The 417-nt window shown below is 66.2% G+C and carries 2 pseudogenes; both read left to right on the top strand.

Annotated elements, in window-relative coordinates:
* Nucleotides 1-94: pseudogene (locus tag G3I71_RS48645) on the top strand (F0F1 ATP synthase subunit delta); the annotation flags it as partial.
* Nucleotides 95-223: 129 nt separating this feature from the next.
* A pseudogene (locus tag G3I71_RS48640) lies at nucleotides 224-417 on the top strand (F0F1 ATP synthase subunit alpha); the annotation flags it as partial.

Raw genomic sequence — 417 nt, 5'->3', positions numbered from 1 at the left:
CCTCGGCGGGATCACGGTGCGGGTCGCGGACGAGGTCATCGACGGCACCATCGCGGAGCGTCTCGCAGAGGCGTCCCGCCGCATGGCCGGCTGACCAGCCACCAATAGAACAACGCATTCCTAGCGGCCCGGTTGGGCCGTGCAGAACTTGCAGAAGATTCCTGGGGGTCGCCCCCAGACCCCTAAGAAGCTTCAGGCCCAACAAGGAGAGCAGGGAACCCAGATGGCGGAGCTCACGATCCGGCCGGAGGAGATCCGGGATGCACTGGAGAACTTTGTCCAGTCGTACAAGCCGGACGCGGCCTCGCGCGAGGAGGTCGGTACGGTCAGCGTTGCCGGGGACGGCATCGCGAAGGTGGAGGGCCTGCCCTCCGCCATGGCGAACGAGCTGCTGAAGTTCGAGGACGGAAACCTCGG

The sequence above is a fragment of the Streptomyces sp. SID12501 genome (genome assembly GCF_010550245.1).
Lineage (GTDB): Bacteria > Actinomycetota > Actinomycetes > Streptomycetales > Streptomycetaceae > Streptomyces.
The sequence above is the reverse complement of the archived record's forward strand: the minus strand, read 5'-3'. Positions and strand labels throughout refer to the sequence as shown.